Raw genomic sequence first — 14,754 nt, forward strand, 5'->3', positions numbered from 1 at the left:
AAAAGTATTCACCATCAGGATCGATGTACAACTCATGGCACTTCACAGCAAAAAGCTCTCTTTTACCCGGCCAATCATGCTCAGCTTCGCGGGGATCCTCTGCAGTTTTGCGGTGATCGCGATCGCGGTGACGCTTTCGCAGAGAAAGGATTTTCTTGAGGATTATCACAAGATTAATAGCAATTTCACGCACAACCTGGCGGTGAACTACACCGAATCTATCCTGCGTGAGAATGACTATATCCTTGGCCGCGCCGCGATATACTTCGCGCGCGACGACAGGCTAAACGAGACGCTGAACGTCAACCCGACGCAGGGGCTGCAGATGGTGATGCATTTGCAAAACCTGATGCCGACCGTCTCCTCCATTTCGCTTGCCGACACGCAGGGGCATTATCTGCGCGCACCGGAAGTACTTCCCACGGAGAAGAGTAAAACCTTCGATCCCCGGACGCGCCCGTGGTTTATCGCCCAGGCGGAAGCCAGTATCTTCAGCCACTATACACGCCCCTACATGGACTACTTCACCGGCCATCCGACAGTAACCCTCTATAAACCGTTGATTTCACCGGAAGGAAGGCTAAAGGGAACCATCGCGTTTCATCTCGATTTGACCTCAATGGGCTATACGCTGCGTCAGATGGTGGCGCCCGTGCAGGGAGAATTCTTCGTCGTCGAACGTGACGGTGCCGTCGTGCTTCACCCTGATACCGGCGCGCTCTTCAAGAAGTACGTAAGCGAAGCGCTGATGGACAAAATGACCAGCGGCGAAGGCCACCTGTACGACAAGAAAAGCAATGCCTGGTATTACTACTACTCCTTTACTAACCCGGACTGGTTTGTCATCTACCGGGTATCAGGTGATACGCTCACCGATATTACCCGTCACGAAACGACGATTGTTGGCTGGGGATTCGCGCTGGCGGCCATCATTATCATTCTCTTTGGCTTATACCTCCGACACGCCTCGCGTAGCGTGCTGATGCACATTATCAATGCCATCAAAACCGGCGATGTCAGCGAGGCACCGCGTCTTGAAGCCATGCTGAGCCACACGATCCAGTCGAATAAAGAGCGCGAGATGGCCTATGTGCGCCAGGCGACTCACGATGCCCTGACGGGCTGTAAAAACCGCCGCGCATTCGACAGCGATGTCGCGGAATTGCTGAATGCCCAGCAGCCGTTTGCGATGGCGCTGGTGGATATCGATAACTTTAAGTCGATTAACGACACCCTGGGCCACCTGACCGGTGATATTGTCCTGCGCAACGTAGCCCGTGAAGGGATCCAGATTATGCAGCCGCACCACGTCCCGGTTTACCGCTACGGTGGAGAGGAGTTCGCGGTGGTCTTCCAGGCCGGGCAGATCGCGGACGCCTTCTCCTTACTGGAGGCATGGCGTACCGCGGTTGAAAAGCGCGTCTGGCGGGAGGAAAACCTGCGGGTCACGTTCAGCGGTGGTCTTGGGGAGTGGCATTTCGAACCGCTGGAGCAATTTGTAGAAAGTGTGGATAACGCTCTCTACAGTGCGAAGCGGCAGGGGAAAAACCGCATTCTTCGCACCTCCGTCGGCTAATTTTCGCGATACCTGGCAAAATTGTAACCGGTTTCAGAAAAATGCTGATTTCTTTGTGATGCCTGACACACAATCGCGGTAAAGCGGTTGTTGAAGCGTTCTGCACGGGATAATTATCAATAAACACATGTAGATCGAGGCTGATTATGAAGAACATCGTTTTATGCTGTGCAGCGGGAATGTCAACCAGCATGCTGGTTCAACGTATGAAAGACGCCGCGCAGAAAAAAGGAGTAGAAGTCACCATTAAAGCCGTTCCGGTTGCGGAGTTTAAAGACAACATCGCGACGGCCGACATCGTTCTGCTGGGGCCCCAGGTGAAATACGAGCAGGCGAAACTCCAGGCGCAGGCCGACCCTCTGGGTAAAAAGGTCGCGGTGATCGACATGATGGATTACGGCATGATGAAAGGTGATGCCGTACTGGAAAAAGCGCTCAAACTTCTGGAGTGAACCATGGAAGATTTAGAAACAACGATCATGGAACTGCTGGTCAATGCGGGTGCGGCACGCAGTGCTGCCCTCACGGCGTTGCAGATGGCGCGTAAAGGTGACTTTACCGAAGCCGAGAAAGCGATGGAAGAGTCGCGGGAATATGTGAAGCATGCGCACACGATCCAGACGCAGCTTATCGGTCTTGATGAAGGCAGCGGAAAACTGCCGGTAAACCTCATCACTGTCCACTCCCAGGATCACCTGATGAACGCGATGGTCATACAGGATCTGGCGGGCGATATGATTGAGCTGTATCGACGGATCCCGTTAGTAAACTGAAAGAGTGCAGATATAAAAAAACCCGCCGAAGCGGGTTTTTTATTAGCGACTCAACGATTACTCGTTGTCGGAACCACCCAGACCTGCGTTCAGCAGTTCTGCCAGGCTCGCAGATGCATCTTCAGCAGTAACCTGCGGTGCAGCTGGCAGTTCGCCTGCAGCACGACGACGCATACGATCCTGATGGTACGCATAACCGGTACCAGCCGGGATCAGACGACCCACGATGACGTTCTCTTTCAGACCGCGCAGTTCATCACGTTTACCTGCAACAGCGGCTTCGGTCAGGACACGAGTAGTTTCCTGGAACGATGCTGCAGAGATGAAGGACTCGGTTGCCAGAGACGCTTTGGTGATACCCAGCAGATCGCGCGAGAAGGTCGCACCGATTTTGCCGTTCGCTTCCAGTTCGCGGTTAGCGATCTTGACGCGTGAGTATTCAACCTGCTCGCCTTCGAGGAACTCGGAGCTGCCCGCGTTTTCGATGGTTGCTTTACGCAGCATCTGACGAACGATAACTTCGATGTGTTTATCGTTAATCTTAACGCCCTGCAGGCGGTATACGTCCTGTACTTCGTTAACGATGTAACGCGTAACAGCATGCACACCACGCAGACGCAGGATGTCGTGCGGCGCTTCTGGACCGTCGGAAACCACGTCACCACGTTCTACACGTTCACCTTCGAACACGTTGAGCTGACGCCACTTAGGAATCATCTCTTCGTATGGCTCGCTACCGTCTACCGGGGTGATAACCAGACGGCGTTTACCTTTGGTCTCTTTACCGAAGGAGATGATACCGCTGATTTCAGCCAGGATTGCCGGCTCTTTCGGACGACGTGCTTCGAACAGGTCCGCAACGCGTGGCAGACCACCGGTGATGTCCTTGGTACCGCCGGATTCCTGAGGAATACGCGCCAGGGTGTCACCAGAGCTGATCTGTACGCCATCTTCCAGCTGTACAATCGCTTTACCCGGCAGGAAGTACTGCGCAGGCATATCGGTACCTGGGATCAGAACGTCATTACCCTGAGCATCAACGATTTTCAGCGCAGGACGCAGATCTTTACCGCCGGTAGTACGTTCAGCAGAATCCAGAACCACCAGAGAAGACAGACCGGTCAGCTCGTCGGTCTGACGAGTAATGGTCTGGCCGTCGATCATGTCAGTGAAGCGGATGAAACCACTTACTTCGGTGATAACCGGCATGGTGTGTGGATCCCAGTTTGCAACGGTTTCACCGCCGGCAACCTGCTCGCCATCACCTTTCGCCATAACCGCACCGTAAGGCACTTTATAGCTCTCTTTGGTACGACCGAATTCGTCGATCAGCTTCAGCTCGGTGTTACGGGAAGTGATAACCAGTTTACCGCTGGAGTTCACAACCGATTTCGCGTTGCTGAGCTTGATGCTACCTTTGTTTTTCACCTGGATGCTGGATTCAGCAGCCGCACGAGATGCCGCACCACCGATGTGGAACGTACGCATCGTCAGCTGTGTACCCGGCTCACCGATGGACTGTGCCGCAATAACGCCGATAGCTTCACCTTTGTTGATGATGTGGCCACGCGCCAGGTCACGACCGTAGCAGTGCGCACATACACCAAAGTCGGTGTCACAGGATACAACGGAACGCACTTTCACGGAGTCAACAGAGTTCGCTTCCAGCAGGTCACACCACTGTTCGTGCAGCAGGGTGTTGCGTGGAACCAGAATGTCTGCGGTACCCGGCTTCAGGATGTCTTCCGCGGTCACACGACCCAGTACGCGATCGCGCAGTGGCTCTTTAACATCACCACCCTCGATAACCGGGGTCATGGTGATACCTTCGAGGGTGCCACAATCGTCTTCGGTCACAACCAGATCCTGCGCAACGTCAACCAGACGACGCGTCAGATAACCGGAGTTCGCTGTCTTCAGTGCGGTATCCGCCAGACCTTTACGCGCACCGTGCGTGGAGATGAAGTACTGGAGTACGTTCAGACCTTCACGGAAGTTCGCGGTGATTGGCGTTTCGATGATGGAGCCATCTGGCTTCGCCATCAGACCACGCATACCTGCCAGCTGACGAATCTGTGCTGCAGAACCACGCGCACCGGAGTCGGCCATCATGTAGATGCTGTTGAAGGAAACCTGCTGCTCTTCGACACCGTCACGGTTAATCACGGTTTCGGTCTGCAGGTTATCCATCATCGCTTTGGATACACGATCGTTCGCCGCGGCCCAGATATCGATAACTTTGTTATAGCGTTCGCCCGCGGTAACCAGACCAGACTGGAACTGCTCCTGGATCTCAGCAACTTCGGCTTCCGCTTCAGAGATGATCTCGTGTTTCTTCTCTGGGATGACCATGTCATCAATACCAACAGATGCACCTGAACGCGCTGCATAAGCAAAGCCGGTATACATTGTCTGGTCAGCGAAGATAACGGTCGGCTTCAGGCCCAGAATGCGGTAACAGGTGTTCAGCATTTTGGAGATTGCCTTCTTGCCCAGCGCCTGGTTGACGATGGAGAAAGGCAGACCTTTCGGTACGATCATCCACAGAATGGCACGGCCAACGGTCGTGTCTTTCAGGCTGGTTTTCGCAACGAATTCGCCGTTTGCATCTTTTTCGTATTCGGTGATACGCACTTTAACGCGCGCATGCAGAGAGGCCAGGCCAGCGCGATAAATACGCTCAGCTTCTTTCGGGCCAGTCAGCACCATGCCTTCGCCTTTGGCGTTAACACAGTCACGGGTCATATAGTACAGACCCAATACAACGTCCTGAGAAGGAACGATGATAGGTTCACCGTTCGCTGGAGACAGGATGTTGTTGGTAGACATCATCAGCGCACGCGCTTCCAGCTGGGCTTCCAGCGTCAGCGGTACGTGAACAGCCATCTGGTCACCATCGAAGTCGGCGTTATATGCCGCACAAACCAGCGGGTGCAGCTGGATAGCTTTACCTTCGATCAGGACTGGCTCAAATGCCTGAATACCCAGACGGTGCAGGGTTGGTGCACGGTTCAGCAGTACCGGGTGTTCGCGGATCACTTCGTCCAGGATATCCCAAACGACAGCTTCTTCACGCTCAACCATTTTCTTAGCGGCTTTGATGGTGGTGGCGAGTCCTCGCAACTCCAGCTTGCCGTAGATGAACGGTTTGAACAGCTCCAGTGCCATTTTCTTCGGCAGACCGCACTGATGCAGGCGCAGGTATGGACCTACGGTGATTACAGAACGACCGGAGTAGTCAACACGCTTACCGAGCAGGTTCTGACGGAAACGACCCTGTTTACCTTTGATCATGTCGGCCAAAGATTTCAGAGGACGCTTGTTAGAACCGGTGATCGCACGACCGCGACGACCGTTATCCAGCAGGGCATCTACCGCTTCCTGCAGCATACGTTTTTCGTTGCGTACGATAATGTCCGGCGCAGCCAGATCCAGCAGACGTTTCAGACGGTTGTTACGGTTAATGACGCGACGATACAGATCGTTCAGATCAGACGTTGCGAAACGACCACCATCCAGCGGAACCAGCGGACGCAGATCTGGCGGCAGAACCGGCAGAACGGTCAGGATCATCCACTCTGGTTTGTTACCAGACTGCACGAACGCTTCCAGCAGTTTGATACGCTTGGTCAGCTTTTTACGCTTGGTTTCAGAGTTGGTTTCGTTCAGCTCTTCACGCAGCTGCTCGCACTCTTGCTCCAGATCCATGCTCTTCAGCAGGGCCTGGATAGCTTCCGCACCCATTTTCGCGTCAAACTCGTCACCGAACTCTTCCAGCGCGTCCAGATACTGCTCTTCAGTCAGGATCTGGTGACGTTCCAGGTTCGTCATCCCGCCTTCGATAACCACATAAGATTCGAAGTACAGAACACGTTCGATATCGCGCAGCGGCATATCCAGCAGCAGACCGATACGGGACGGCAGAGATTTCAGGAACCAGATGTGAGCAGTCGGAGACGCCAGCTCGATGTGGCCCATGCGCTCACGACGCACTTTGGTCTGGGTCACTTCAACGCCGCACTTCTCACAGATCACACCACGGTGTTTAAGGCGCTTGTACTTACCGCACAGGCACTCGTAATCTTTTACTGGCCCGAAAATACGCGCACAGAAAAGGCCGTCACGCTCAGGTTTGAACGTACGGTAGTTGATGGTTTCCGGCTTTTTAACTTCACCGAAAGACCATGAACGGATCATGTCTGGCGAAGCCAGAGCAATTTTGATCGCATCAAACTCTTCGGTTTTAGTTTGCGCTTTCAGAAACTTTAATAAGTCTTTCACGGATTTGCTCCCGTCGGAGTTAGCACACTCTGCTGTCGGGGGTTAACCCGACAGCAGTGACCTGTTTGAGCGAGAATTACTCGTCTTCCAGTTCGATGTTGATACCCAGCGAACGAATCTCTTTCAACAGTACGTTGAAGGATTCTGGCATGCCCGGCTCCATCTGATGGTTGCCGTCCACGATGTTCTTATACATCTTGGTACGACCGTTCACGTCATCAGACTTAACGGTGAGCATTTCCTGCAGGGTGTATGCTGCGCCGTATGCTTCCAGCGCCCACACTTCCATCTCCCCGAAGCGCTGACCACCGAACTGTGCCTTACCACCCAGCGGCTGCTGAGTAACCAGGCTGTAAGAACCGGTAGAACGAGCGTGCATCTTGTCGTCGACCAGGTGGTTCAGTTTCAGCATGTACATGTAACCTACGGTTACCGGACGCTCGAACTGTTCACCGGTACGGCCGTCAAACAGCGTAATCTGACCAGACGTTGGCAGACCACCCAGTTGCAGCAGCTCTTTGATTTCAGCTTCTTTTGCACCGTCGAATACCGGCGTTGCAATTGGCATACCTTTGCGCAGGTTCTCTGCCAGACGCAGCACTTCTTCATCGCTGAAGGTGTTCAGGTCGACTTTCTGACGCACATCGGTACCCAGATCGTAGGCACGCTGGATGAATTCGCGCAGTTTCGCGACTTCCTGCTGCTGTTTCAGCATGGCGTTAATCTTGTCGCCGATACCTTTCGCAGCCATACCCAGGTGGGTTTCCAGAATCTGACCGATGTTCATACGAGACGGTACGCCCAGCGGGTTCAGTACGATATCTACCGGCGTACCGTTAGCATCGTGCGGCATATCTTCGATCGGGTTGATCTTAGAGATAACACCCTTGTTACCGTGACGACCTGCCATCTTATCACCAGGCTGGATCTGACGTTTAACAGCCAGATACACCTTAACAATCTTCAGCACGCCTGGTGCCAGATCGTCGCCCTGAGTGATTTTGCGGCGTTTCGCTTCGAGTTTTTTCTCGAACTCGTGTTTCAGTTCGTCATACTGCTCAGCCAGCTGTTCCAGCTGATTCTGTTTCTCTTCGTCGGTCAGGCCCAGTTCCAGCCAGCGATCGCGTGGCAGTTTGTCGAGCTTCTCAGCTTCAACGCCACCGGCAACCAGTACCGCATAGATACGGCTGAACAGACCCGCTTCGAGGATCTGCAGTTCTTCAGACAGGTCTTTCTTAGCCTGTTTGAGCTGCATCTCTTCGATTTCCAGCGCACGTTTATCTTTCTCAACGCCGTCACGGGTGAAGACCTGAACGTCGATAACCGTACCGGAAACACCGTTTGGTACGCGCAGAGAAGAGTCTTTAACGTCAGACGCTTTCTCACCGAAGATTGCACGCAGCAGTTTCTCTTCTGGCGTCAGCTGGGTTTCACCTTTCGGCGTAACCTTACCAACCAGAATATCGCCGCCAGTCACTTCCGCACCGATGTAAACGATACCGGATTCATCCAGTTTGGAGAGCGCAGCTTCACCCACGTTAGGGATGTCAGCGGTGATCTCTTCTGGCCCCAGCTTGGTGTCACGGGACACACATGCCAGTTCCTGAATGTGGATGGTGGTGAAACGATCTTCCTGAACCACACGCTCGGAAACGAGGATGGAGTCTTCGAAGTTGTAACCGTTCCACGGCATGAACGCTACGCGCATGTTCTGACCGAGCGCCAGTTCACCGAGGTCGGTGGATGGACCGTCTGCCAGCACGTCGCCGCGCTCGACCGGCTCACCCAGAGACACACATGGCATCTGGTTGATACAGGTGTTCTGGTTAGAACGGGTGTATTTGGTCAGGTTATAGATGTCGATACCCGCTTCGCCCGGATACATCTCGTCTTCGTTAACTTTGATAACGATACGGGATGCGTCGACGTACTGTACGGTACCGCCACGCTTAGCAACTGCAGTAACACCGGAGTCAACGGCAACAGCACGTTCCATACCAGTACCAACCAGCGGCTTATCAGCACGCAGAGTTGGAACGGCCTGACGTTGCATGTTCGCACCCATCAATGCACGGTTGGCGTCATCGTGTTCCAGGAACGGGATCAGGGACGCACCGACGGATACCACCTGCTGGGTGGATACGTCCATGTAGTCAACCTGGTCACGGCTGAACAAGCTGGATTCGCCTTTACTACGGCAGGTAACCAGATCTTCTACAAAGTGGCCTTCGTCATCCAGGTTGGAGTTCGCCTGAGCGATAACGTAGTTACCTTCTTCGATAGCAGACAGGTAATGAATTTCGTCGGTCACAACACCGTCAGTCACTTTACGGTACGGCGTCTCAAGGAAACCGTATTCGTTCGTCTGTGCGTACACGGACAGGGAGTTGATCAGACCGATGTTTGGACCTTCAGGCGTTTCGATTGGACATACACGACCGTAGTGCGTCGGGTGTACGTCTCGAACTTCAAAGCCTGCGCGTTCACGTGTCAGACCGCCTGGGCCGAGTGCAGAGATACGACGTTTGTGCGTAATCTCAGACAGCGGGTTGTTCTGGTCCATGAACTGAGACAGCTGGCTGGAACCGAAGAACTCTTTCACTGCTGCAGAAATCGGCTTGGCGTTGATCATATCCTGAGGCATCAGGGTATCCAGATCGCCCAGAGACAGACGCTCTTTCACCGCACGCTCTACACGTACCAGGCCAACGCGGAACTGGTTTTCCGCCATTTCGCCTACGGAACGGATACGACGGTTACCGAGGTGGTCGATATCGTCCACTTCGCCTTTACCGTTACGGATATCGATGAGCTTCTTCATCACTTCGATGATGTCGTCTTTGCTCAGGATACCGGAACCTTCGATCTCATCACGCAGCAGAGAACGGTTGAACTTCATACGACCCACTGCAGACAGATCGTAGCGGTCTTCGGAGAAGAACAGGTTCTCGAACAGGCTTTCAGCCGCTTCGCGAGTTGGTGGCTCACCAGGACGCATCATGCGGTAGATTTCAACCAGCGCGCTCAGACGGTCGGTCGTTGGGTCGACGCGAATAGTCTCAGAGATATATGGACCGTGGTCCAGATCGTTGGTGAACAGCGTTTCGATACGTTTGTGACCAGCCTGACTCAGCTTAGCCAGCAGATCCAGGCTCAGCTCCATGTTCGCCGGGCAGATCAGCTCGCCAGTTGATTCATCAACGTAATCTTTCGCGGCTACTTTTCCTGCAATGTATTCAACCGGAACTTCGATGTGTTTGATATCATCTTTTTCCAGCTGGCGGATGTGGCGCGCGGTGATACGGCGACCTTTTTCCACATACACTTTGCCATCGGCTTCGATGTCGAACGACGCGGTCTCACCACGCAGACGTTCCGGCACCAGCTCCATCTGCAGCTTGTTGTCGCGGATTTCAAAGATCACTTTCTCAAAGAACAGGTCCAGGATCTGCTCAGTGGTATAGTTCAGTGCACGCAGAATGATGGTAGCAGGCAGTTTACGACGACGGTCGATACGGACAAACAGGTTGTCTTTTGGATCGAACTCGAAGTCCAGCCATGAACCACGGTAAGGAATGATGCGTGCGTTATACAGTACTTTACCGGAAGAGTGTGTTTTACCTTTATCGCTGTCGAAGAAGACGCCCGGGCTACGATGCAGCTGGGAAACGATAACACGCTCAGTACCGTTGATAACGAAAGTACCGTTGTCCGTCATGAGTGGAATTTCACCCATGTAGACTTCTTGTTCTTTAATGTCTTTTACGGTGCCTTCTGGCGCTTCGCGCTCGTAGATCACCAGACGCAGTTTTACGCGCAGCGGTGCGGAATAGGTCACGCCACGGATCTGACATTCCTGAACGTCAAACACCGGCTCGCCAAGGCGATAGCTGACGTACTGCAGCTCGGAGTTACCGCTGTAGCTCTGAATTGGGAACACGGAACGGAAGGCGGCTTCCAGACCGTACTGCCCTTCAGGATCTTGCTCGATAAACTTCTGGAACGAGTCAAGCTGGATAGAAAGGAGATATGGAATGTCCAGAACTTGTGGACGTTTACCAAAATCCTTACGAATACGTTTTTTCTCGGTATAGGAGTAAACCATAGGGTTCCTCAGCTCGCTGACAAGTCGACCCATCTGTCCGACGAAGGGACAGTTTGTGCAACACCATTTTGTGGACCGGAAAATTGAATACTTTCCGCAATACCTGTTGCTATCACGCTTAAACCATTTCATTGCGATTTACACAGAGCGAGCACCCTGTCGCAGTATATTAAGTCGTCGATAGAAACAAGCATTGAAAGACACATCGATAGTCAAACAGTGTGAAATGCTACCGAGGCCTTACAGCGCAAAAAGGCTGGTGACTAAAAAGTCACCAGCCATCAGCCTAATAACTTAGGCTGCAACCAGAAAAGTTGGCTTATTTAACTTCAACTTCAGCGCCAGCTTCTTCCAGAGATTTTTTCAGTGCTTCTGCGTCGTCTTTGCTCACGCCTTCTTTCAGCGCAGCTGGAGCAGATTCTACCAGGTCTTTAGCTTCTTTCAGACCCAGACCGGTAGCGCCACGAACAGCTTTGATTACAGCAACTTTGTTCGCGCCAGCAGCTTTCAGAATTACGTCGAATTCAGTTTTCTCTTCAGCAGCGTCAGCAGCTGGGCCAGCAGCAACAGCTACCGCAGCAGCAGCAGAAACACCGAATTTTTCTTCCATTGCAGAGATCAGCTCAACAACGTCCATTACGGACATAGCGGATACTGCTTCAATGATTTGATCTTTAGTGATAGACATTTAAATTGTTCCTGAATATCAGAATAAGTTTATACGTAAGCAGATGCTTTATAAAGATAACTGCGATTAAGCAGCTTCTTTCGCATCGCGTACAGCAGCCAGAGTACGAACCAGTTTGCCAGCCGAAGCTTCTTTCATGGTTGCCATCAGGCGTGCAATTGCTTCTTCGTAGGTCGGCAGAGTTGCCAGGCGGTCGATCTGAGACGCCGGGATCAGCTCACCTTCAAAGGCAGCGGCTTTGACCTCAAATTTTGCATTCGCTTTCGCGAACTCTTTGAACAGACGAGCAGCAGCGCCCGGGTGTTCCATAGAGTATGCAATCAGGGTCGGACCAACAAACGTGTCTTTCAGGCACTCAAAAGAGGTACCTTCAACAGCACGACGCAGCAGGGTGTTACGAACAACACGCATGTAAACGCCAGCTTCACGACCTGCTTTACGCAGTTCAGTCATTTTATCTACAGTTACGCCACGGGAATCCGCAACTACTGCAGACAGCGCGCCTTTGGCTACTTCGCTGACTTCAGCAACAATCGCTTGTTTGTCTTGAAGATTTAAAGCCATTAGCTTTTGCTCCTGGATGTTTGCCGGAACTCATGTTCCGGAACTCACTTCACTCTTTCCAACGGAAAGAGCGTCTTAATACGGTGAGCAGAAACAAGCCAGAATATCCAAAAATAATCTTAGCGTTCTGTCACCGTCTACGCAGGGGATTAAGTCTCTTGCGAAACACCTGCGGTCTTCGACGGAGGCCTGGATTAGGCCAGGCTCCAACGAACAATTCTTTTAGCCGCTAACTTTCGTTAGCAAACGTGGGGGTAAGATTGTAGACAAAATCACCGCCCACGTAAAGGCATTAGTTTGCAGCAGCGCTCAGGCCAGCCTGGTCAACTGCAACACCTGCACCCATGGTGGTGGAGATGCTAACTTTCTTGATGTACACGCCTTTCGCCTGAGTTGGTTTTGCTTTTTTCAGCGCAACCAGCAGAGCTTCCAGGTTTTCTTTCAGTTTGTCAGCGTCGAAGTCCACTTTACCGATGGTGGTGTGGATGATGCCGTTTTTGTCGTTACGATAACGAACCTGACCTGCTTTAGCGTTCTTAACCGCTTCAGCAACGTTAGGGGTTACAGTACCCACTTTCGGGTTTGGCATCAGGCCGCGTGGACCCAGAACCTGGCCCAGCTGGCCAACAACGCGCATTGCATCTGGAGATGCGATAACAACGTCGAAGTTCATTTCGCCTTTCTTGATCTGGTCAGCCAGATCTTCCATACCTACCAGTTCAGCGCCAGCAGCTTTAGCAGCTTCTGCGTTTGCACCCTGAGTAAATACAGCTACGCGAACGGAACGGCCAGTACCGTGTGGCAGTACAGTCGCGCCACGAACGTTCTGATCAGATTTACGAGCATCGATGCCCAGGTTAACAGCAACGTCAACGCTTTCAACGAACTTAGCGGTCGCCAGTTCTTTCAGCAGAGCGATAGCTTCGTTGATGTCATACTGTTTGGTCGCATCAACTTTGTCACGGATCACGGACATGCGCTTGGTCAGTTTAGCCATTTCTTAGTCCTCCACTACCAGGCCCATGGAACGTGCAGTACCTTCGATTGAGCGAGTCATCGCTTCAATGTCGGCACCAGTCATGTCGGCAGCTTTGGTCTGCGCGATTTCCTGCAGCTGAGCGCGGGAAATTTTACCCACTTTGTCTTTGTTCGGCTTACCGGAACCAGACTTGATACCAGCCGCTTTCTTCAGCAGAACAGCTGCTGGAGGGGTTTTGGTAACGAAAGTGAAAGAACGGTCAGCGTAAACAGTGATAACAACTGGGATTGGCAGACCTTTTTCCAGGGATTCAGTTTTGGCGTTGAACGCTTTACAGAATTCCATGATGTTCACACCCTGCTGACCCAGAGCTGGACCAACTGGTGGACTTGGGTTCGCCATACCGGCTGCAACCTGCAGCTTGACGTAGGCTTGTACTTTCTTAGCCATTCTAAAATCCTCTGATTGGGTGATAACGCCTCAGTGAGGCTCCCCGTGAATAAAATTCGTTTTACGGGCCTTAACCCATAAAAACAAAAGGCGCGAAATTGTATTCCAATCTCGCGCCCTGTGCAACGATTAAATCGTCGCTTTTTTGATCGCTGCTTAGGCTTTTTCGACCTGAGCGAAGTCCAGCTCTACTGGGGTCGCACGACCGAAGATAGAAACAGACACTTTCAGGCGGGACTTCTCGTAGTCCACTTCTTCAACGACGCCGTTAAAGTCAGCAAACGGACCGTCATTAACACGAACCATTTCACCCGGTTCAAACAGCGTTTTCGGACGCGGCTTATCACCCACCTGCTGCAGGCGGTTCATAATCGCATCAACTTCTTTGTCGCTGATTGGCGCCGGACGGTCAGACGTGCCGCCGATAAAGCCCATCACACGCGGTACGCTGCGCACAAGGTGCCAGCTCGCGTCGTTCATAACCATCTGAACCAGCACGTAACCCGGGAAGAATTTACGCTCGCTTTTGCGACGTTGGCCGCCACGGATCTCAACCACTTCTTCGGTCGGAACCATAACTTCGCCAAATAACTCTTCCATGTTGTGTAATTTGATATGCTCACGCAGCGACGTTGCTACGCGGCCTTCAAAACCGGAAAACGCCTGAACGACGTACCAGCGCTTTTTAGGGGCTTCAGACATCTCAGAACCTCAGGCCAGTGATAAAGGATACCAGGCGAACCAGAATACCATCCAGTCCCCACAGGATCAGTGACATTACAGCGGTAACCGCCGCTACGATCAGCGTGGTGTGCAATGTTTCCTGGCGAGTCGGCCAAATTACCTTGCGGACTTCGGTACGCGCTTCGCGAGCAAAAGCGACAGTCGCTTTGCCTTTCGTCGTCAACAGCGCGACACCACCCGCTGCAGCAATCAGAATTACCACTGCAAGCGCGCGTAGCGGCAGCATAATGTCACGATAAAGGTAGTTACCGACAATCGCTACGATCAGCAGAACGGCTACCACTACCCATTTCATCGCTTCCAGGCCGCGCCCGCTCCCTTGAGCTTCGGTATTCGCACTCATAAACCAACCTGTCAGAAGTATTCTACAAACATTTTCACCCCGCGATTGCGAGGCAAACCAAATCGAAATGCTAATTCGCTTTTCGAATTATACGCTCTCTGCAGAGCCTGTCTCAGCAATGATTATGACAAAAATAATCACTGATGAGCCAGGTTCTGACGTGAAAGCGTGCAAAAAGGGCATCAAATGATGCCCTTTTATTGCGCATTGCGTCAAATGTTATCAGCAATTAGCCGAGAACTTTAGCAACC

At 52.4% G+C, this 14,754-nt stretch carries 11 protein-coding genes; 3 read left to right on the plus strand and 8 right to left on the minus strand.

Annotation, left to right across the window (positions count from 1 at the left end):
• The first annotated feature begins 34 nt into the window (after positions 1-34).
• The 3 genes from EKN83_RS22345 to EKN83_RS22355 all read left to right on the plus strand — a co-directional run bounded on the left by EKN83_RS22345 (position 35) and on the right by EKN83_RS22355 (position 2,349).
• The gene (locus EKN83_RS22345) at positions 35-1,576 is read left to right on the plus strand and encodes a sensor domain-containing diguanylate cyclase (RefSeq protein ID WP_045286636.1); all 1,542 of its coding nucleotides are present in this window, start codon (positions 35-37) and stop codon (positions 1,574-1,576) included.
• A 146-nt stretch (positions 1,577-1,722) separates the two neighbouring features.
• Positions 1,723-2,028, plus strand: coding sequence for a PTS sugar transporter subunit IIB (locus EKN83_RS22350; RefSeq protein ID WP_014882067.1), 306 nt, complete (start codon positions 1,723-1,725; stop codon positions 2,026-2,028).
• A gap of 3 nt (positions 2,029-2,031) precedes the next feature.
• Entirely contained in the window at positions 2,032-2,349 is a 318-nt protein-coding gene (locus tag EKN83_RS22355) for a PTS lactose/cellobiose transporter subunit IIA (protein WP_025759618.1), read from the plus strand.
• Positions 2,350-2,406: 57 nt separating this feature from the next.
• On the opposite strand, the gene rpoC is transcribed toward EKN83_RS22355, so the two are convergent.
• The 8 genes from rpoC to secE all read right to left on the minus strand — a co-directional run bounded on the left by rpoC (position 2,407) and on the right by secE (position 14,503).
• Positions 2,407-6,630: a DNA-directed RNA polymerase subunit beta' gene (gene rpoC, locus EKN83_RS22360; protein ID WP_008503454.1), complete on the minus strand. Its 4,224-nt coding sequence runs from the start codon at positions 6,628-6,630 to the stop codon at positions 2,407-2,409.
• Between the two features lie 76 nt (positions 6,631-6,706).
• Entirely contained in the window at positions 6,707-10,735 is a 4,029-nt protein-coding gene (rpoB, locus tag EKN83_RS22365) for a DNA-directed RNA polymerase subunit beta (RefSeq protein WP_025759620.1), read from the minus strand.
• Between the two features lie 319 nt (positions 10,736-11,054).
• A complete protein-coding gene (gene rplL, locus EKN83_RS22370) occupies positions 11,055-11,423 on the minus strand; it encodes a 50S ribosomal protein L7/L12 (protein WP_013095002.1) in 369 nt (122 codons plus the stop codon).
• Positions 11,424-11,489: 66 nt separating this feature from the next.
• Complete coding sequence (gene rplJ / locus EKN83_RS22375) at positions 11,490-11,987, minus strand: 50S ribosomal protein L10 (RefSeq protein ID WP_013095001.1); 498 nt, start codon at positions 11,985-11,987, stop codon at positions 11,490-11,492.
• Positions 11,988-12,279: 292 nt separating this feature from the next.
• Positions 12,280-12,984, minus strand: a complete 705-nt coding sequence (gene rplA / locus EKN83_RS22380; RefSeq protein ID WP_013095000.1) for a 50S ribosomal protein L1 — start codon at positions 12,982-12,984, stop codon at positions 12,280-12,282.
• A 3-nt stretch (positions 12,985-12,987) separates the two neighbouring features.
• Complete coding sequence (rplK, locus tag EKN83_RS22385; RefSeq protein ID WP_008503452.1) at positions 12,988-13,416, minus strand: 50S ribosomal protein L11; 429 nt, start codon at positions 13,414-13,416, stop codon at positions 12,988-12,990.
• Between the two features lie 156 nt (positions 13,417-13,572).
• Positions 13,573-14,118: a transcription termination/antitermination protein NusG gene (gene nusG / locus EKN83_RS22390; protein WP_003862341.1), complete on the minus strand. Its 546-nt coding sequence runs from the start codon at positions 14,116-14,118 to the stop codon at positions 13,573-13,575.
• 1 nt (position 14,119) lies between these two features.
• Entirely contained in the window at positions 14,120-14,503 is a 384-nt protein-coding gene (gene secE, locus EKN83_RS22395; RefSeq protein WP_013094999.1) for a preprotein translocase subunit SecE, read from the minus strand.
• Positions 14,504-14,754: the final 251 nt, after the last annotated feature.

This window comes from Enterobacter sp. WCHEn090032 (assembly GCF_003986875.1).
Classification (GTDB): domain Bacteria; phylum Pseudomonadota; class Gammaproteobacteria; order Enterobacterales; family Enterobacteriaceae; genus Enterobacter; species Enterobacter sichuanensis.

What these genes read in the sequence shown, in the direction of transcription:
- EKN83_RS22345 (WP_045286636.1), top strand. Translation starts at nt 35, where the DNA reads ATGGCACTTCACAGCAAAAAGCTCTCTTTTACCCGGCCAATCATGCTC.
- EKN83_RS22350 (WP_014882067.1), top strand. Translation starts at nt 1,723, where the DNA reads ATGAAGAACATCGTTTTATGCTGTGCAGCGGGAATGTCAACCAGCATG.
- EKN83_RS22355 (WP_025759618.1), top strand. Translation starts at nt 2,032, where the DNA reads ATGGAAGATTTAGAAACAACGATCATGGAACTGCTGGTCAATGCGGGT.
- rpoB (WP_025759620.1), bottom strand. Translation starts at nt 10,735, where the DNA reads ATGGTTTACTCCTATACCGAGAAAAAACGTATTCGTAAGGATTTTGGT.
- rplL (WP_013095002.1), bottom strand. Translation starts at nt 11,423, where the DNA reads ATGTCTATCACTAAAGATCAAATCATTGAAGCAGTATCCGCTATGTCC.
- rplJ (WP_013095001.1), bottom strand. Translation starts at nt 11,987, where the DNA reads ATGGCTTTAAATCTTCAAGACAAACAAGCGATTGTTGCTGAAGTCAGC.
- rplA (WP_013095000.1), bottom strand. Translation starts at nt 12,984, where the DNA reads ATGGCTAAACTGACCAAGCGCATGTCCGTGATCCGTGACAAAGTTGAT.
- rplK (WP_008503452.1), bottom strand. Translation starts at nt 13,416, where the DNA reads ATGGCTAAGAAAGTACAAGCCTACGTCAAGCTGCAGGTTGCAGCCGGT.
- nusG (WP_003862341.1), bottom strand. Translation starts at nt 14,118, where the DNA reads ATGTCTGAAGCCCCTAAAAAGCGCTGGTACGTCGTTCAGGCGTTTTCC.
- secE (WP_013094999.1), bottom strand. Translation starts at nt 14,503, where the DNA reads ATGAGTGCGAATACCGAAGCTCAAGGGAGCGGGCGCGGCCTGGAAGCG.